This window comes from Variovorax sp. P4_B11 (genome assembly GCF_056402355.1).
On sequence record NZ_JBFUHO010000035.1, the window covers coordinates 1 to 17,706 of the forward strand.

The following is a 17,706-nucleotide window of genomic DNA, read 5'->3' on the forward strand; positions in this document are numbered from 1 at the left end:
GCGGCCCCCTCGGGGGGCAGCGACCCACACGCAGTGGGGAGCGTGGGGGCGATCCAGGCCGGCGCCGGGCCGCCCCAAGGCGGCCTGCGGCCCCCCCGGGGGGTCAGCGACCCACACGCAGTGGGGGAGCGTGGGGGTCAGTCAGGCCGGCGCCGGGCCGCCCCAAGGCGGCCTGCGGCCCCCCCGGGGGGCAGCGACCCACACGCAGTGGGGGAGCGTGGGGGCCAGTCAGTCAGGCCAGCAACTGACGCAAGACGAAGGGCAGGATGCCCCCGTGCTTGTAGTAGTCGACCTCGATCGGGGTGTCGATGCGCAGCCGCACCGTGACTTCCTGGTGGGTGCCGTCGGGGCGATGGACCACGATCTTGACGTCCATCTGCGGCTTGAGCTCGCCGCCGATCACGACGTCGATCTTCTCGTCGCCGGTCAGGCCCAGGCTCTCCCACGAATCGGCGCCGCGCAACTGCAGCGGCAGCACGCCCATCCCGACCAGGTTGGCGCGGTGGATGCGCTCGAAGCTGCGCGCCACCACGGCCTTGATGCCCAGCAGCTGCGTGCCCTTGGCGGCCCAGTCGCGCGAGGAGCCGGTACCGTATTCCTCGCCGCCGAAGATCACCGTCGGCACGCCCTGCGCCATGTACTTCATCGCGGCGTCGTAGATGAACATCTTCTCGTTGCCGGGCTGGAACAGCGTCAGGCCGCCCTCCTCGCGCGAACCGTCGGGGCCGGCCGGGATCATGAGGTTCTTGATGCGCACATTGGCGAAAGTGCCGCGCATCATCACGTCGTGGTTGCCGCGGCGCGAGCCGTAGCTGTTGAAGTCGGCCTTCGAGACGCCGTGCGCCTTGAGCCAGAGGCCGGCCGGCGAGCTTTCCTTGATCGAGCCGGCCGGCGAGATGTGGTCGGTGGTGATCGAGTCGCCGAACAGCGCCATGATGCGCGCCCCGGTGAAGCCGGCGTCGCTGGCGTGCGGCTTCATCTTGAAACCCTCGAAGAACGGCGGCTCGGCGATGTAGGTCGACTTGGGCCAGTCGTAGACCTGCCCCTTGGTGCCCTTGATGCTGCTCCAGAGCTTGCCCGGGTTGTCCTTGATCTGCTCGTAGTTCTTGCGGAAGGTCTTGGCGTTCATCGCGAAGCGCAGGTTCTCGTCGATCTCCTTCATGCTGGGCCAGATGTCGCCGAGGTAGACGTCGCGGCCCTTCTTGCCCTTGCCCACCGGCTGGGTCATGAGATCGACCATCACGTTGCCGGCGATCGCGTAGGCCACCACCAGCGGCGGCGAAGCCAGGAAGTTCGCCTTCAGGTTGGGATGGATGCGAGCCTCGAAATTGCGGTTGCCCGACAGCACCGCGGCACCGATCAGGTTGTTCCTGGTGATGACCTCGTTGATCTCGGGCGTCAGGTCGCCGGCATTGCCGATGCAGGTGGTGCAGCCATAGCCGGCCAGGTAGAAGCCCAGCTTCTCGAGGTAGGGCATCAGGCCCGCCTTCTCGAGGTACTCGGTCACGATGCGGGAGCCCGGCGCCAGCGAGGTCTTGACATGCGGCTTCACGGTGAGGCCGGCCTCGACCGCCTTCTTGGCCAGCAGGCCGGCGGCCAGCATCACGCTCGGGTTCGAGGTGTTGGTGCAGGAAGTGATGGCGGCGATCAGCACGTCGCCATTGCCGATCGTCACCTGGCCCTTGGGGGCGGGCGGCGCGCTGGCTGCCACGTGGGCCGCGGCCTTGGTCGAGCGGTTGGCGACCATCTCGACCATTTCGCGCGGCGCCCCCGGCGGCGGCGCGGCGGCTTCCTTGTCGCCGCTGCGGCCGTCGTGCGTCAACGGGTAGCGCAGCGTCAGCGTGTCGGCCGGCTGGTTGAAGCCGTTGGCCTCGTTGGGCTTGCTGTAGAGCTCGGAGAACTTGGTCGCCAGGTCGCCCAGGTTGATGCGGTCCTGCGGGCGCTTCGGGCCGGCCAGGCTGGGCGACACGGTGCCGAGGTCGAGCTTCACGATCTTGGTATAGGAAAGCTCGCCCGGCGCCGGCATGCCGAACAGCCCCTGTGCCTTGTAGTAGGCCTCGAAGCGCTCGACCTCGGCGTCGGTGCGGCCCGTGCCCTTGAAGTAGGCCACGGTCATCTCGTCGACCGGGAAGAAGCCCATGGTGGCGCCGTATTCGGGCGCCATGTTGCCGATGGTGGCGCGGTCGGGCACCGCGATCGAGGCGGCGCCGGGGCCGAAGAACTCGACGAACTTGCCGACCACCTTCTCACCGCGCAGGATGGCGGTCACGTAGAGCACCAAATCGGTGGCGGTGACGCCTTCGCGCAGCTTGCCGGTGAGTTCGAAGCCGACCACGTCGGGGGTCAGCATGTAGACCGGCTGGCCCAGCATCGCAGCCTCGGCCTCGATGCCGCCGACGCCCCAGCCGACCACGCCGATGCCGTTGATCATCGTCGTGTGGCTGTCGGTGCCGACCAGCGAGTCGGGGTAGTAGACCGGCGGGTCGCCCTTGTCGTTCGGGCTCTTGTAGACGCCGCGGGCGAAATACTCGAGGTTGACCTGGTGGACGATGCCGAAGCCCGGCGGCACGACGCCGAAGGTGTCGAAGGCCTGCATGCCCCACTTCATGAACTGGTAGCGCTCGTTGTTGCGCTGGAACTCGAGCTTCATGTTGAGGTCGAGCGCCTTCGGCGTGCCGTAGTGGTCGACCATCACCGAGTGGTCGACCACCAGGTCGACCGGCACCAGCGGCTCGATGGTCTTGGGCGACTTGCCGAGCGACTGCGCCACGCTGCGCATCGCCGCCAGATCGGCCAACAAGGGCACGCCCGTGAAGTCCTGCAGCACCACCCGGGTGACGACGAAAGGCACCTCGTCGGTCCGCTCGGCATTGGGCGCCCAGTTGGCCAGCTGCTCGACGTGCTCGGCCGTGACCTTCTGCCCGTCGCAGTTGCGCAGCACCGATTCGAGCACGATGCGGATCGAGACCGGCAGCTTGTCGACGTTGGGATACTGCTTCGCGAGCTCCTTGAGCGACCAGTACTTGCCGCTCTTGCCCGCCGCGGTCTTGAAGGTCTTGAGCGTGGAGGCGAAGGCGTGCGCCGGTGCTTTGGCCATGAAGAAACTCCTGTGTTCGTGGAAGCTCTCCAAAGATAGCAGGGTTCGACGACCTCGGCTGCATTTCGGGGAGCGCGCAGACGATGACCTGGCAGGTCATGGCCGCCGCGCGCCGCTTCACTAGGATGGCGGCCATGAACACCCTGCGCGCCTCACCACCGACCGCGGCCGACCCGTTCGGCGCCCACCTCCGCCACTGGCGCCAGCATCGGCGCCTGAGCCAGCTCGACCTGGCCCACGAGGCGCAGGTCTCCACCCGCCACCTGAGCTACGTCGAAACCGGCCGCGCCGAACCGAGCCGCGAGATGGTGCTGCGCCTGGCCGAACGGCTCGAAGTGCCGCTGCGCGAGCGCAATGCGCTGCTGGTGGCGGCCGGCTACGCGCCGATGTACCGCGAACGATCGCTGGACGATCCGGCCATGGCCGCGGCGCGCCGCGCGGTCGATCTGGTGCTCAAGGGCCACGAGCCCTTCCCCGCGCTGGCGGTCGACCGCCACTGGAACCTGGTGGCGCACAACGCGATGGTGCCGATGCTGATGGCCGGTGCCGCCCCGCACCTGCTCGAGGCGCCAGTCAACGTGCTGCGGCTCAGCCTGCATCCGGAGGGCCTGGCGCCCCGGATCGCCAACCTGGCCCAGTGGCGGACCCATCTGCTCGAGCGGCTGCAGCAGCAGATCGCCGCCACCGGCGATACCGCGCTCGCGGCGCTGCACGACGAGCTGGCGGCCTACCCGGCGCCGCAGGTGAGCCACGACGCACCGGCCGCCGGCGTCGAACTCTCAAACGTGATCGTGCCCTTCCAGCTCGTCACGCCGGACGGCGTGCTGAGCTTCATCAGCACCACCACGATCTTCGGCACCCCGGTGGACGTCACCTTGCAGGAACTCGCGGTCGAATCGTTCTTCCCGGCGGACGCGCAGACGGCGAAGGCGCTGACCGCACTCGCGCAGCGCTGAAGCAGCCGGCCGCCCGGAGGATCCCCCATGAAAAAAGCCCCGCGGAGGCGGGGCCTTGGGCTCGGACGGCCGAGGATCAGGCGGCGACCGTGGCCGCGACGTCCTTGTAGTCGTCGATCTTGTCGAAGTTCAGGTACTGGTAGATCTGGTCGCTGGCGGCGTCGAGCACGCCGACGCTCGCCATGTACTCGGCCTTGGTCGGAATGCGACCCAGGCGCGAGCAGATCGCGGCCAGCTCGGCGCTGCCGAGGTACACGTTGGAGTTCTTGCCCAGGCGGTTCGGGAAGTTGCGCGTGCTGGTCGACATCACGGTCGCGCCTTCGCGCACCTGCGCCTGGTTGCCCATGCACAGCGAGCAGCCCGGCATCTCGGTGCGCGCACCGGCATTGCCGAAGACGCCGTAGTGGCCCTCTTCGGTGAGCTGCTGCGCGTCCATCTTGGTCGGCGGCGCGATCCACAGCTTGACCGGGATGTCGCGCTTGCCTTCGAGCAGCTTGGACGCCGCGCGGAAGTGGCCGATGTTGGTCATGCACGAACCGATGAACACCTCGTCGATGGTGGCGCCGGCCACGTCCGACAGCGTCTTCACGTCGTCGGGGTCGTTCGGGCAGGCCACGATCGGCTCGTGGATGTCGGCCAGGTCGATCTCGATCACGGCCGCGTAGTCGGCGTCGGCATCGCCCTTGAGCAGCTGCGGGTCCTTGAGCCAGGCTTCCTGGGCGGCGATACGGCGCGCCAGCGTGCGGGCGTCGGCATAGCCCTCGGAAATCATCCAGCGCATCAGCGTGATGTTGCTGTTGATGTACTCGATGATCGGTTCCTTGTTGAGGTGCACCGTGCAGCCGGCGGCCGAGCGTTCGGCCGAGGCGTCGCTGAGCTCGAAAGCCTGTTCGACCTTCAGGTCGGGCAGGCCCTCGATCTCGAGGATGCGACCCGAGAAGACGTTCTTCTTGCCCTTCTTCTCGACCGTCAGCAGGCCCTGCTTGATGGCATAGAGCGGAATCGCGTTGACCAGGTCGCGCAGGGTCACGCCGGGCTGCATCTTGCCCTTGAAGCGCACCAGCACGGATTCGGGCATGTCGAGCGGCATCACGCCGGTGGCGGCCGCGAAGGCCACCAGGCCGGAGCCGGCCGGGAAGCTGATGCCGATCGGGAAGCGCGTGTGGCTGTCGCCGCCGGTGCCGACCGTGTCGGGCGTCAGCAGGCGATTGAGCCAGCTGTGGATCACGCCGTCGCCCGGGCGCAGCGAAACGCCGCCGCGCGTGGCCATGAAGTCCGGCAGCTCGTGGTGCATCTTGACGTCGACCTTCTTGGGGTAGGCGGCCGTGTGGCAGAACGATTGCATGACGAGGTCGGCGCTGAAGCCCAGGCAAGCCAGGTCCTTGAGTTCGTCGCGGGTCATCGGGCCGGTGGTGTCCTGGCTGCCGACCGAGGTCATCTTCGGCTCGCAGTAGGTGCCCGGACGCACGCCCTGGCCTTCAGGCAGGCCGCAGGCGCGACCGACCATCTTCTGCGCCAGCGAGAAGCCCTTCTTGGTGTCGACCGGGCTGACCGGCAGGCGGAACAGCGTCGAAGCCGGCAGACCCAGCGCTTCGCGCGCCTTGGAGGTCAAGCCGCGGCCGATGATCAGCGGAATGCGGCCGCCGGCACGCACTTCGTCGAACAGCACGTCGCTCTTGACGGAGAACTCGGCAATCACCTTGCCGTCCTTGAGCGCCTTGCCCTCATAGGGACGCAGTTCGACCACGTCGCCCATGTTCATCTGGCTGACGTCAAGTTCGATCGGCAGCGCGCCGGAGTCTTCCATCGTGTTGTAGAAGATCGGGGCGATCTTGCCGCCGAGGCAGACGCCGCCGAAGCGCTTGTTCGGCACGTAGGGGATGTCTTCGCCGGTGAACCAGAGCACCGAGTTGGTCGCGCTCTTGCGCGACGAGCCCGTGCCGACGACGTCGCCGGCATAGGCCACCAGGTGGCCGCGGGCGCGCAGGTCCTCGATGAACTTCACCGGGCCGCGCTTGCCGTCTTCCTCCGGCACGATGCCGGGGCGCGCGTTCTTGTGCATCGCCAGTGCGTGCATCGGAATGTCGGGGCGCGTGGTCGCGTCGGGTGCGGGCGACAGGTCGTCGGTGTTGATTTCGCCCGCCACCTTGAAGATGCTGACGGTGATGCTCTCCGGCACCTCGGGGCGGCTGGTGAACCATTCGGCATCGGCCCAGCTCTGCAGCACGGCCTTGGCATTGGCGTTGCCCTTGTCGGCCTTTTCCTTGACGTCGTGGAACTGGTCGAACATCAGCAGGGTCTTCTTGAGGCCGTCGGCCGCGACGGCGCCGACTTCGGCGTCGTCCAGCAGGTCGACCAGCGGTCCGATGTTGTAGCCGCCGAGCATGGTGCCGAGCAGTTCCGTGGCCCGGGCGCGCGTCAGCAGCGCGCTCTTTTCAGTGCCGTGCGCCACGGCGGCGAGGTAGCTGGCCTTGACCTTGGCGGCGTCGTCGACGCCCGCCGGCACGCGATGCGACAGCAGGTTCAGCAGGAAGTCGGCCTGGGCCACGGCCGGCGTCTTCATGAGCTCGATCAGTTCGGCGGTCTGCTTGGCGGTCAGCGGCAGCGGCGGGATGCCGAGCGCGGCGCGTTCGGCAACATGTTCAACGTAGGCTTGCAACATCTTCTTTTCTCCGGAAACACAAAAGGTCGGGCGGCTCCCGCTCGGAAGCAAGAGCCGCGCCTCGGCTGGATTAGTGCGTCTTGGCGGTCGACGACGAATCGCCGCTCTCGAACAGGCTCTTGGGCGGGTTCTTCTTCATGTCCTCAGCCACTTCGACCTGCTTGGACGCCTGGCATTCGTCGGCCAGCCGCAGGCCCTGCTTCTGGCTCATGAGCATCGACTTGTTGCCCAGCTGCAGCCACATGGCCTCGCGGACCGGGTCTTCGAGCCGGACCGCGCCGGTACGGCTGGTGACCGGGTGCAGGCGGTACTTCACGTTGGCATGCGTCAGGATGAAGAAGCCGGGCTTCTTGGGATCGGCCTCGATGTTCACGCTGGCGCCGAGTTCGCACTTGATGGTGCCGGTCAGGATGGTCTCGGCGACCTTCAGGTCCTGCTCCGACAGCGTGACGTCGGTTTCTTCGCTGATGGGTTTGGCTTCCTCGACCCGCTTGATGATGCGCTTGGGCACCACCTTCTGCACGACCTTCTTGCCGGTCGTGTTGGCTGCCGGCTGCTTCGACGTGGTGCTTGCAGCATCGGTCTGGGCCATCGCCGCGAGCGGCAAAGCGAGGGCGGTGGCGGCGATCAGGGCAATCGTCTTCATGGGTTGGGTTCTTTCAGGGGTAGGTTTCAGGAGATGGCGGGAGCAAACCACTGCCGCGCCTCGGTAGGCAAGTCGCGGCCGGTGGCATGCGCCCGTTCGAGCACCTGCCAGAAATGGCGGTAACTGGCACGATCATGCAATGTGCCATCGATACTGACCGGCGCCCATGCGGCAAGGGCGGCGGCGGCCATGATTTTTGTAGCGATTTGAATCTGCCGCTCGTCGGGCGCGAAGGCCTCGAGGATCGGGCGGATCTGGTTCGGGTGGATGCTCCACATCCGCGTATATCCGAATTCCGTCGCGGCCCTGCGGGCGGCGGCACGCATCGCATCGATGTCGTTGAACTCGGTCACGACGCAGTGCGAAGGCACCTTGCCATGGGCGTGCGCCGCGGAGGCGATCGCCAGCTTGGCACGCACCACCAGCGGGTGCGTGAACTGCCCGGCGGCAGCCATGCCCTCGGCCGGAATCGCGCCGCCGTGCGAGGAGACGAAATCCATCAGGCCGAAGCTCAGCGACTGCACCCGCGGATGGGCCGCGATCTCGAAGGCGTGGTGCACCGCCAGCGGGGATTCGATCAGCACGTGCAGCGGCAGCGCCTCGGCGCCGACGGCGTCGAGCGCCAGCACGGCTTCGCGAACGTCGTCGACCGACTCCACCTTGGGCACCATCAGGTGGCTCAGGCGATGGCCGGCGCGTCCGGCGATGGTCATCACGTCGGCCGGGAACGCCGAATGGTCGACCGAATGGACCCGTGCGCCCACGCGCATGCCCGGGGCCGCCGACAGCGCGAGTTCGGTCACCAGCGCCGCATGCTCGGCCTCGCCGCCCACCGGCGCGCCGTCCTCGCAGTCGAGCGTGACGTCGAACACGCAGGCGCCGAACTCCTGGGCCATCTCGGCCTGCAGCCCCAGGCTCTTGCGCATGCGCGCCTCGACACCGCTGTAGTGGTCGCAGACCGGCAGCGCCACGGCGCCGGCCTGGGCGCCGAGCAGCACCTCGCGCGGATGGTGGGTGGAGATGCTTTCGGTCATGCCTTTTTCTGCGCCACGATGAACAGGCGCGGAAAAGCCAGCAGCAGCTTTCCGTCGCTGCGCGCCGCATAGGCACGGGCGATGCGGCGTTCGTATTCGGCCAGGTAGCGGGTCTTCAGTTCGCCGGGCAAGGGGTCGACGAAGGGCTTCAGCCCGGTGCCGCTGACCCACTCGACGATGGCCGCCGCGGAGGCCATCGGATGCTGGTAGGCGGTGCGCCAGACGTCGACCGCCGCGGCCTCGCCGGCCAGCAGGTCGTAGTAGCCCTCGATGCCCAGCAATTCGGTGCGCAACCGGTCGGGGTTGCCGATGGCCTGCGCCCAGGGCGCCTCGGCCGCCACCTCGCGCATCAGCCGGTGCGTGGGCTCCTGGCGGTTGTCGGGCATCTGGATCGCCAGCACGCCGCCGGGCGCCAGCGCCGCGAAGAGCCTGGGGATCAGGGCTTCGTGGTCGGGCACCCACTGCAGGGCGGCATTGGCATAGATGAGGTCGGGCGCCGCTTCCGGCGCCCAGGTGGCGATGTCGCCGAGCTCGAAGCGGGCCTGCGGCAGGCGCTGCCTGGCACTGGCGAGCATCGGCTCGGAATTGTCGGTGCCGACCACCGCGGCAGCCGGAAAACGCTGCACCAGCAGCTCGGTGGAGTTGCCCGGCCCGCAGCCGAGATCGAACACCCGCGCGGCCTGGGCCAACGGCACCCGGGCCAGCAGGTCCCGGGCCGGACGGGTGCGCTCGTCCTCGTAGCGGCTGTAGAGCGCGGGGTTCCAGTCGAGCATGCCGGGTCGTGGCTTACAGCAGATGGGCGACGCCGGCTTGCTCGTCGGTCAGTTCCTTGAGCGTCTTGTCGATGCGTTCCTGGCTGAAGGCGTCGATGGCCAGGCCTTCGACCAGCTTGTATTCGCCGTTCTCGCAGGTGACAGGGAAGCCGAACATCACGTCCTTCGGAATGCCGTACTGGCCATCCGACGGGATGCCCATCGTGACCCACTTGCCGTTGGTGCCCAGGGCCCAGTCGTGCATGTGGTCGATGGCGGCGTTGGCGGCCGAGGCGGCCGACGACAGGCCGCGGGCCTCGATGATGGCGGCGCCGCGCTTGCCGACGGTCGGCAGGAAGGTGTTGGCGTTCCAGTCCTGGTCGTTGATCATCTTGGCGACGCTTTCGCCGTTGATGGTGGCGAAGCGGTAGTCGGCGTACATCGTGGGCGAGTGGTTGCCCCAGACGGTCAGCTTCTCGATGTCGGCCACGGCCTTGCCGGTCTTGGCGGCGAGCTGGCTGGCGGCGCGGTTGTGGTCCAGGCGCAGCATGGCGGTGAAGTTCTTGCGCGGCAGGTCGGGGGCGCTCTTCATTGCGATGTAGGCGTTGGTGTTGGCCGGGTTGCCCACCACCAGCACCTTGACGTTGCGGCTGGCGACGGCGTTCAGGGCCTTGCCTTGCGCGGTGAAGATGGCGCCGTTGACGGCCAGCAGCTCGGCGCGTTCCATGCCCGGGCCACGCGGACGCGAACCGACCAGCAGCGCGTAGTCGGCGTCCTTGAAGGCGGTCATCGGGTCGCCGTGGGCTTCCATGCCGGCCAGCAGCGGGAAGGCGCAGTCGTCGAGCTCCATCATCACGCCCTTGAGCGCCTTCTGGGCCTTTTCGTCGGGGATCTCGAGCAGTTGCAGGATGACCGGCTGGTCCTTGCCCAGCATTTCGCCGGAGGCGATGCGGAACAGCAGGGCGTAACCGATTTGGCCAGCGGCACCGGTGACGGCAACGCGAACAGGCTTTTTGCTCATGGGAAAACTCCAGGAAATGATGAAAACGGTGCACGGCCGCGGAGTGCGGCCACGAGGTCGGGCCGGGACACGTGGCCCGGCCATTTGGCCGCCTTCGATTTTATGCCGATTTGCGGTTTCGGTGGCGCCTGTCTTATGTCTTATATAAGATGTCGGCCCGAAGCACCTTCGCGGTGCGCTCCCGAAACCCCATGGCCACCTCCCCCACCCCTGTCGCCGAGCCCTCCACGCCGTCGTTCAGTCCGCTCTACCAGCAGATCAAATCGCTGATCCTGCAGAGCCTGCACGCCGGCGAATGGAAGCCCGGCGAGCCGATCCCGAGCGAGATCGATCTGGCCGCCCGCTTCCGGGTCAGCCAGGGCACGGTGCGCAAGGCGATCGACGAACTGTCGGCCGAAAACCTCGTGGTGCGCCGCCAGGGCAAAGGCACCTTCGTCGCGACCCATGCCGAGCAGCATGTGCAATACCGATTCCTCAAGCTGGTGCCCGACAGCGGCGACGCCGACAGCGAAGGTCCGGCCGAGCGCGAGATCGTCGACTGCAAGCGCCAGCGCGCCTCGGCCGACGTCGCCCGCGCCTTGGCCTTGCGCACCGGCGACACCGTGCTGCAGGTGCGGCGCGTGCTGGCCTATCGCGGCACGCCGACCATTCTCGAGGAGCTCTGGCTGTCCGGCGCGCAGTTCAAGGGCCTGACCGCGGAGCGGCTCACCGCCTGGCGCGGCCCGATGTACGCGCTGTTCGAGACCGAATTCGGCGTCCGCATGGTGCGCGCCGAGGAAAAGATCCGCGCCGTGTTGCCCGATTCCGCCCAGGCGGCGCTGCTGGCAGTCGACACCTCGACCCCGCTCCTGAGCGTGGAGCGCGTCGCCTACACCTACCACGACACGCCGATGGAACTGCGCCGCGGGCTCTATCGCACCGACACCCACCACTATCGAAACGACCTCGGCTGAGAGCGCAAGGCCCGCGCAGCAACCGACCTTCGCAGTGCGATGACCGGACAGCGAAAGCCGCGCGATGGTGCATTGCAATAGAATTTTGAGTTGTTTGCTTTTCGCCGAAGAACAAGTAGCCCCTCGTAAAACCCGAAAGCCCCCATGACAGAGCTGGCCACCCCACCCCGACAACCGCGGCGAGAGTTCCGCAATATCAACCCGCTGTCTGACCTGACCACCTACCGGTTGCCGCCGGCGGGCATCGTGTCGATCCTGCACCGCATCAGCGGGGCGCTGATGTTCCTGCTGCTGCCCTTCATCGTCTGGATGTTCGACACCTCGGTCTCCTCCGAAATTTCCTTCGCCCGCTTCAAGGCCGCCTTCAACAGCGGCCTTGGCTTCGTTCCGGGCTGGTTCCTCAAGCTCGTGGCATTGGCACTGATCTGGGCCTACCTGCACCACTTCATCGCCGGCGTGCGCCACATCTACATGGACGTGAACCATCACGCGGTGGACAAGAAGTCCGGCAACAGCACCGCCCTCGCCACGCTGGCCCTGAGCATCCTGCTGACCGTCGTTCTTGGCGCCAAACTGTTCGGCCTCTATTGAATCCGCTCCGGCATCGCGGCCGCAACTGAATAGGAAATTGACCATGTCCGTGAACTACGGCTCCAAGCGCATCGTCGTCGGTGCGCACTACGGATTGCGCGACTGGCTCAGCCAGCGCATCACCGGCGCCCTGATGGCGCTCTTCACCGTCATCCTGCTGGCGCAGCTGATCTTCACGCGCGGCCCGATCGGCTACGACCTGTGGGCCGGCATCTTCGCCGCCCAGTGGATGAAGGTGCTCACCTTCGTGGTGATCGCCTCGCTGCTCTATCACGTCTGGGTCGGCATGCGTGACGTCTGGATGGACTATGTCCAGCCGGTCGGCATCCGCCTGCTGTGCCAAGTTTTCACCATCGTCTGGCTTGTGGGTTGCGCGGGTTGGGCCATTCAAGTGCTCTGGAGGCTGTAACCCCATGTCTTACACAAAAGAACAAATCACCACGCGAAAGTTCGACGTTGTCATCGTCGGTGCCGGCGGCTCCGGCATGCGTGCCTCGCTGCAACTGGCGCGCGCCGGCCTCAACGTGGCCGTGCTCTCGAAGGTGTTCCCGACCCGTTCGCACACCGTCGCGGCCCAGGGCGGCGTCGGCGCCTCGCTCGGCAACATGAGCGAGGACAACTGGCACTACCACTTCTACGACACGATCAAGGGCTCCGACTGGCTCGGCGACCAGGACGCGATCGAGTTCATGTGCCGCGAGGCACCGAAGGTGGTGTACGAGCTCGAGCATTTCGGCATGCCCTTCGACCGCAATCCGGACGGCACGATCTACCAGCGCCCGTTCGGCGGCCACACCGCCAACTACGGCGAGAAGCCGGTGCAGCGCGCCTGCGCCGCGGCCGACCGCACCGGCCACGCGATGCTGCACACGCTCTACCAGAAGAACGTCGAGGCCCGCACCCAGTTCTTCGTCGAGTGGATGGCGCTCGACCTGATCCGCGACGCCGAAGGCGATGTGGTCGGCGTGACCGCGCTCGAGATGGAAACCGGCGACCTGCACATCCTGCAGGCCAAGACCGTGCTGCTGGCCACGGGCGGCGCGGGCCGCATCTTCGCGGCCTCGACCAACGCATTCATCAACACCGGCGACGGCCTCGGCATGGCCGCGCGCTCGGGCATCCCGCTGCAGGACATGGAGTTCTGGCAGTTCCACCCGACCGGCGTGGCCGGCGCCGGCGTGCTGCTGACCGAAGGCTGCCGCGGTGAAGGCGCGATCCTGCTCAACAGCAACGGCGAGCGCTTCATGGAACGCTACGCGCCGACCCTGAAGGACCTGGCGCCGCGCGACTTCGTCTCGCGCTCGATGGACCAGGAAATCAAGGAAGGGCGCGGCTGCGGCCCCAACAAGGACTACGTGCTGCTGAAGCTCGACCACCTCGGTGCCGAGACCATCCACAAGCGCCTGCCCTCGGTGTACGAGATCGGCGTCAACTTCGCCAACGTCGACATCACCAAGGAGCCGATCCCGGTGGTGCCGACCATCCACTACCAGATGGGCGGCATTCCGACCAACATCAACGGCCAGGTCGTGATCCAGAAGGGCGAAGAGAACAGCGCCGTGGTGAACGGCCTGTACGCGGTCGGCGAATGCTCCTGCGTCAGCGTCCATGGCGCCAACCGGCTGGGCACCAACTCGCTGCTCGACCTGCTGGTGTTCGGCCGTGCGGCCGGCAACCACATCGTCGAGTTCAACGACAAGCTGAAGGAACACAAGCCGCTGCCGGCCGATGCCGCCGACCGCACGCTGGAGCGCCTGAACCAGCTCGAGGCCTCGACCTCGGGCGAGTACGCCCAGGACGTCGCCAACGAGATCCGCTCGGTGATGCAGCAGCACGCGGCCGTGTTCCGCAAGCAGGCGTCAATGGACGAAGGCGTGCAGAAGATCGCCGATGTGCGCAAACGAGTCGCCGCAGTCACGCTCAAGGACAAGTCGCGGATCTTCAACACCGCGCGCATCGAAGCGCTGGAAGTCGACAACCTGATCGAAGTGGCGCAGGCCACGATGGTCTCGGCCGCTGCCCGCAAGGAATGTCGCGGCGCCCACACGGTCGAGGACTACGAGCGCCCGGCCGACGATCCGGTCGCCCCGCTCGGCCGCGACGACGCCAACTGGATGAAGCACACGCTCTGGTACAGCCAGGACAACCGCCTCTCCTACAAGCCGGTCAAGCTGCAGCCGCTGACGGTGGCCTCGGTGCCGCCCAAGGTTCGGACATTCTGAGAACTTGCGGGACAGACCGCAGTGGCGCACCGCGCCGCAAGCCCGGTCCCCAACTGACTAAAGGTATCCCACGATGAAGCGCACATTCCAGATCTACCGCTACGACCCGGACAAGGACGCCAAGCCCTACATGCAGACCGTCGAGATCGAACTCGACGGCCACGAGCGGATGCTGCTCGACGCCCTGATGAAGCTCAAGGCGCAGGATCCGTCGCTGTCGTTCCGCCGCTCCTGCCGCGAAGGCGTCTGCGGCTCGGATGCAATGAACATCAACGGCAAGAACGGCCTGGCCTGCCTGACCAACATGCTGACGCTCAAGGGCACGATCGTGCTCAAGCCGCTGCCCGGCCTGCCGGTGATCCGCGACCTGATCGTCGACATGACGCAGTTCTTCAAGCAGTACAACTCGATCAAGCCGTACCTGCAGAACGACACCGTGCCGCCCGAGAAGGAGCGCCTGCAGTCGCCCGAGGAGCGCGACGAGCTCAACGGCCTGTACGAGTGCATCCTGTGCGCGAGCTGCTCGACCAGCTGCCCGAGCTTCTGGTGGAACCCCGACAAGTTCGTCGGCCCGGCCGGCCTGCTGCAGGCCTACCGCTTCATCGCCGACAGCCGCGACGAAGCGACCGGCGAGCGCCTCGACAACCTCGAGGACCCGTACCGCCTGTTCCGCTGCCACTCGATCATGAATTGCGTCGACGTCTGCCCGAAGAACCTGAATCCGACCCGGGCGATCGGCAAGATCAAGGAACTGATGGTGCGTCGCGCCATCTAGATCTGGCGACCCACGATGCCAGCCACCGACGACCTCTCCGAGCCGATCAGCGTGCGCGCGCTGAGCAAGCTCAAATGGCGCTGCCGGCGCGGCTTGCTCGAGAACGACCTGTTCATTGCCCGCTTCTTCGAACGGCACGAGGCAAGCCTGACCCGCGGGCAGGCACAGGCACTGGAGACATTGATGGACCTGTCGGACAACGACCTGCTCGACCTCCTGCTCGCGCGAAAGGAGCCTGAGCCCGGATGGGCCGGGGCCGAGGTGATCGAGCTGCTGCGGCTGATGCGCAGCGACGGTGCGCAATCCCTATCTTCCTGATCCATTCTTTGAAAGACACTCGAAATGAAAGCATCCGAGAACAAGGCCACGCTGTCGTTCAGCAACGGCGGACAGAACGTCGAGCTACCGATCTACAAGGGCACCCTCGGCCCTGATGTGATCGACATCCGCAAGCTCTACGCCCAGACGGGCATGTTCACCTACGACCCGGGCTTCATGTCGACGGCCTCGTGCGAATCGGCCATCACGTACATCGACGGCGACAAGGGCGAGCTGCTGTACCGCGGCTACCCGATCGAGCAGCTCGCGACCAACTGCGACTTCCTCGAGACCTGCCACCTGCTGCTTTACGGCGAGCTGCCCGACCAGGCCAAGAAGACCAACTTCACCAAGCTCGTGACCAACCACACGATGGTCAACGAGCAGATGCAGTTCTTCCTGCGGGGCTTTCGCCGCGATGCCCACCCGATGGCCATCATGACCGGCCTGGTGGGCGCGCTGTCGGCCTTCTATCACGACAGCACGGACATCAACAATCCGAAGCACCGCGAGATCGCCGCGATCCGCCTGATCGCCAAGATGCCGACGCTGGTCGCCATGGCCTACAAGTACACCGTGGGCCAGCCCTACATGTACCCGAAGAACGACCTGAGCTACGCGGGCAACTTCCTGCACATGATGTTCGCGACCCCGTGCGAAGAGTACAAGGTGAGCCCGGTGCTCGAGCGCGCGCTCGACCGCATCTTCATCCTGCACGCCGACCACGAGCAGAACGCATCGACCTCGACCGTGCGCCTGTGCGGCTCGTCGGGCACCAACCCCTTCGCGGCGATCGCGGCCGGCGTGGCCTGCCTCTGGGGCCCGGCTCACGGCGGCGCCAACGAAGCGGCGCTCAACATGCTCTACGACATCCAGAAGGCCGGCGGCGTCGAGAAGATCGGCGAGTTCATCAAGCAGGTCAAGGACAAGAACTCGAACGTCAAGCTGATGGGTTTCGGGCATCGCGTCTACAAGAACTACGACCCACGCGCCAAGCTGATGCAGGAAACCTGCAAGGAGGTGCTCAGCGAGTTGGGCCTGGAAAACGACCCGCTGTTCAAGCTCGCGATGGCGCTGGAAAAGATCGCGCTGGAAGACGAATACTTCGTCTCGCGCAAGCTCTACCCGAACGTCGACTTCTATTCGGGCATCGTGCAGCGCGCGATCGGCATCCCGGTGCCGCTGTTCACCGCCATCTTCGCGCTGGCGCGCACGGTCGGCTGGATCGCCCAGCTCAACGAGATGATCGGCGACCCCGACTACAAGATCGGCCGCCCGCGCCAGCTCTTCGAAGGCTCGGTCAAGCGCGACGTCCAGCCGATCGCCCAGCGCTGATTGCCGAACGGCCCGCACCCAGGAAAGCTGCCCTCGGGCAGCTTTCTTGCGTCTTGGCTGACACAGCGGCCCGGGCGGGCCGAATAGCGTGGGCTCCTCATCCAAACGAAGGAGTTCCACCATGAAGAAGCTTGCAGCGCTGATCACCGTTGCCTTTGCCTTCGCCGTGCCGCTGGCCGCTTGCAACACCATGAAGGGCGCCGGCCAGGACATCCAGAAGGGCGGCCAGAAGTTGGAAGACGCCGCGCAGAAGAAGCAGTAATTCCGGGTCGCGGCGCTCATCGCGCCGCGGCATCGAAGCCATCTCCGATCACGATGGCTTCTTGCATGAAACTGAGGGAAAATTCAGCCTTCCATCTCTGAACGAGATGCCAAGGCCCCGATGACCTCCTCTGAACGCAGCTTCGCCCGCCGCATCGACCTGACGTCGCTGCAGTTGTTCGTGGCCGTCTGCGAACTCGGCAGCATCGGCCGCGCGGCGGAGCGAGAGTTCATCGCGGCGTCGGCCATCAGCAAGCGGCTGTCCGACCTCGAGGCCACCCTCGGCACCCCCCTGCTCTACCGCCATGCGCGCGGCGTCGACCTGACGCCGGCCGGCGAGAGCCTGCTGCACCATGCGCGCTCGGTGCTCTACAGCCTCGAGAAGATGCAGGGCGAACTCAGCGAGTACGCCGACGGCGTGCGCGGCCATGTGCGGGTGCACGCCAACATCTCCGCCATCGTGCAGTTCCTGCCCGAGGACCTCGGCGCCTTCACGCGCGCCCACGACGCGATCAAGATCGACCTCGAGGAACACCTGAGCAGCGAGGTCGTTCGGGCCGTCCACGAGGGCGCGGCCGACCTTGGCGTCTGCCACCTGGCCGAAGGCAGCACGGAACTGCAAAGCCTGCCCTACCGCGACGACGCGCTGGCGCTGATCGTGCCGGCGGGCCACGCCCTGGCGTCCGTGCGCACCATCGACTTCATCGACTCGCTCGACTTCGACCACGTCGGACTGCACACCAACAGCTCGATCTACGTCGCCATGCACCAGGCCGCGCTGGCCGCCAATCGCAGCATCCGCCTGCGCATCCACGTGACCGGCCTCGACGCGATGTGCCGGATGATCGAAAACGAACTCGGCGTCGGCGTGATGCCCTTGCGCGCCTTCGAGCTGATGCAGGGCGGCATCGGCCGCGGCCTGACCCCCGTGGCGCTCAACGACCCCTGGGCCGCACGGCAGATCCGGCTCATCGCGCGCGACTTCTCGACCCTGCCGGTCGCTGCCCGCACGCTGGTCAAGCACCTGCACACACCCGCTGACGCGACACCCGCGCAGCGCGCCGCATAAGACAATCACCTCCC

Annotated in this window: 16 protein-coding genes; 10 read left to right on the top strand and 6 right to left on the bottom strand. The window is 66.6% G+C overall.

Annotated elements, in window-relative coordinates; genetic code table 11:
• Positions 1–232 precede the first annotated feature (232 nt).
• Positions 233–3,097, bottom strand: a complete 2,865-nt coding sequence (locus AC1DYD_RS26030) for an aconitate hydratase (RefSeq protein ID WP_478175653.1) — start codon at positions 3,095–3,097, stop codon at positions 233–235.
• 134 nt (positions 3,098–3,231) lie between these two features.
• On the opposite strand from AC1DYD_RS26030, the gene AC1DYD_RS26035 reads away from it, so the two are divergent.
• Positions 3,232–4,053 carry a helix-turn-helix domain-containing protein gene (locus tag AC1DYD_RS26035; RefSeq protein ID WP_478175654.1) on the top strand — a complete coding sequence of 274 codons (822 nt, stop codon included), beginning with the start codon at positions 3,232–3,234 and terminating at the stop codon, positions 4,051–4,053.
• A 76-nt stretch (positions 4,054–4,129) separates the two neighbouring features.
• On the opposite strand, the gene AC1DYD_RS26040 is transcribed toward AC1DYD_RS26035, so the two are convergent.
• The 5 genes from AC1DYD_RS26040 to AC1DYD_RS26060 all read right to left on the bottom strand — a co-directional run bounded on the left by AC1DYD_RS26040 (position 4,130) and on the right by AC1DYD_RS26060 (position 10,168).
• Positions 4,130–6,715, bottom strand: coding sequence for a bifunctional aconitate hydratase 2/2-methylisocitrate dehydratase (locus AC1DYD_RS26040; protein ID WP_478175655.1), 2,586 nt, complete (start codon positions 6,713–6,715; stop codon positions 4,130–4,132).
• A gap of 70 nt (positions 6,716–6,785) precedes the next feature.
• Positions 6,786–7,361, bottom strand: coding sequence for a hypothetical protein (locus tag AC1DYD_RS26045; RefSeq protein ID WP_478175656.1), 576 nt, complete (start codon positions 7,359–7,361; stop codon positions 6,786–6,788).
• 26 nt (positions 7,362–7,387) lie between these two features.
• A complete protein-coding gene (locus AC1DYD_RS26050; RefSeq protein ID WP_478175657.1) occupies positions 7,388–8,395 on the bottom strand; it encodes an HpcH/HpaI aldolase/citrate lyase family protein in 1,008 nt (335 codons plus the stop codon).
• The gene (gene tam, locus AC1DYD_RS26055; RefSeq protein ID WP_478175658.1) at positions 8,392–9,168 is read right to left on the bottom strand and encodes a trans-aconitate 2-methyltransferase; all 777 of its coding nucleotides are present in this window, start codon (positions 9,166–9,168) and stop codon (positions 8,392–8,394) included. The genes AC1DYD_RS26050 and tam overlap by 4 nt, the downstream gene beginning before the upstream one ends.
• A 13-nt stretch (positions 9,169–9,181) precedes the next feature.
• Positions 9,182–10,168 carry a malate dehydrogenase gene (locus AC1DYD_RS26060; RefSeq protein ID WP_478175659.1) on the bottom strand — a complete coding sequence of 329 codons (987 nt, stop codon included), beginning with the start codon at positions 10,166–10,168 and terminating at the stop codon, positions 9,182–9,184.
• A 191-nt stretch (positions 10,169–10,359) separates the two neighbouring features.
• On the opposite strand from AC1DYD_RS26060, the gene AC1DYD_RS26065 reads away from it, so the two are divergent.
• The 9 genes from AC1DYD_RS26065 to AC1DYD_RS26105 all read left to right on the top strand — a co-directional run bounded on the left by AC1DYD_RS26065 (position 10,360) and on the right by AC1DYD_RS26105 (position 17,692).
• The gene (locus tag AC1DYD_RS26065) at positions 10,360–11,121 is read left to right on the top strand and encodes a GntR family transcriptional regulator (RefSeq protein ID WP_478175660.1); all 762 of its coding nucleotides are present in this window, start codon (positions 10,360–10,362) and stop codon (positions 11,119–11,121) included.
• Between the two features lie 144 nt (positions 11,122–11,265).
• The gene (gene sdhC, locus AC1DYD_RS26070) at positions 11,266–11,712 is read left to right on the top strand and encodes a succinate dehydrogenase, cytochrome b556 subunit (RefSeq protein WP_478175661.1); all 447 of its coding nucleotides are present in this window, start codon (positions 11,266–11,268) and stop codon (positions 11,710–11,712) included.
• Between the two features lie 43 nt (positions 11,713–11,755).
• Positions 11,756–12,121 (top strand): succinate dehydrogenase, hydrophobic membrane anchor protein, encoded by a 366-nt coding sequence (sdhD, locus tag AC1DYD_RS26075; protein WP_478175662.1) that lies wholly within the window; start codon positions 11,756–11,758, stop codon positions 12,119–12,121.
• A 4-nt stretch (positions 12,122–12,125) separates the two neighbouring features.
• The gene (gene sdhA / locus AC1DYD_RS26080) at positions 12,126–13,934 is read left to right on the top strand and encodes a succinate dehydrogenase flavoprotein subunit (protein ID WP_478175663.1); all 1,809 of its coding nucleotides are present in this window, start codon (positions 12,126–12,128) and stop codon (positions 13,932–13,934) included.
• 73 nt (positions 13,935–14,007) lie between these two features.
• Positions 14,008–14,709: a succinate dehydrogenase iron-sulfur subunit gene (locus AC1DYD_RS26085; protein ID WP_478175664.1), complete on the top strand. Its 702-nt coding sequence runs from the start codon at positions 14,008–14,010 to the stop codon at positions 14,707–14,709.
• A gap of 15 nt (positions 14,710–14,724) precedes the next feature.
• Positions 14,725–15,027, top strand: a complete 303-nt coding sequence (locus tag AC1DYD_RS26090) for an FAD assembly factor SdhE (protein ID WP_478175665.1) — start codon at positions 14,725–14,727, stop codon at positions 15,025–15,027.
• Between the two features lie 24 nt (positions 15,028–15,051).
• Positions 15,052–16,362, top strand: coding sequence for a citrate synthase (gltA, locus tag AC1DYD_RS26095; protein WP_478175666.1), 1,311 nt, complete (start codon positions 15,052–15,054; stop codon positions 16,360–16,362).
• 121 nt (positions 16,363–16,483) lie between these two features.
• Positions 16,484–16,624, top strand: coding sequence for an entericidin A/B family lipoprotein (locus AC1DYD_RS26100; RefSeq protein ID WP_477665423.1), 141 nt, complete (start codon positions 16,484–16,486; stop codon positions 16,622–16,624).
• Between the two features lie 120 nt (positions 16,625–16,744).
• Positions 16,745–17,692 carry a LysR substrate-binding domain-containing protein gene (locus tag AC1DYD_RS26105; RefSeq protein WP_478175667.1) on the top strand — a complete coding sequence of 316 codons (948 nt, stop codon included), beginning with the start codon at positions 16,745–16,747 and terminating at the stop codon, positions 17,690–17,692.
• Positions 17,693–17,706 lie beyond the last annotated feature (14 nt).